Annotated in this window: 1 protein-coding gene; it reads left to right on the forward strand. The window is 46.7% G+C overall.

Annotation, left to right across the window (positions count from 1 at the left end; all coding sequences use genetic code 11):
- Positions 1–765: transposase (locus H6A20_RS14095; protein WP_204907532.1), on the forward strand; the 765-nt coding region annotated here is incomplete at both ends.

Genomic DNA, 765 nt, shown 5'->3' on the forward strand with positions numbered 1-765 from the left:
AGCTCTACGAGGAACTGGAGGAATGCGGGATCCGTCTGATGGAATATAAGGAATGTTTTGAGATCATGGGGAAAGACCGCAACAGCTATTCCAAAACAGACCTGGAAGCAACCTTCATGCGGATGAAAGAAGACCATATGATGAACGGGCAGTTAAAGCCGGCATACAATGTCCAGATCGCAGTAGAGAACTACTTCATTATCCACGGATATGTAAGCAATGACCGGACAGATTATAATACATTGATCCCGGTTTTAGAAAAGCACCGGAATGCGTTTGGGGATACGTTGGAGGCGGTAACTGCCGACAGCGGCTACTGCAGCGAGAAGAACCTGCTGTATCTGAAAGAGAAGGAGATCAAAAGCTTCATTAAACTTCAGGACCATGAGAAACGGAAAACCCGAGCTTATAAGGAAGATATCGGAAAGTATTCCAACATGACATACGCTGTTTTTGAAGATGAGCATTATTACATCTGCCATGATGGGAGGGAACTGCGCCATATCCGGACGGAAAGCAAAGAACAGGACGGCTATACCCAGACGGTGGAAGTATACGGATGTGCAGACTGCAGCGGCTGTGAGTATAAATCCAGATGTCTTTACAGATACAATGCGGGGAAGAATCCAGACCGCAATAAAGTAATGAAGATCAACGAACGGTGGGAAGCGCTGCGGGAGGAATCCAATGCGAATATCCAGAGTGAAGAAGGGATCCTGAAACGCCAGACACGATCGATCCAGACAGAAGGACACTTTGGAGATA

This window comes from Mordavella massiliensis, assembly GCF_016901695.1.
GTDB lineage: Bacteria > Bacillota > Clostridia > Lachnospirales > Lachnospiraceae > Claveliimonas > Claveliimonas massiliensis_A.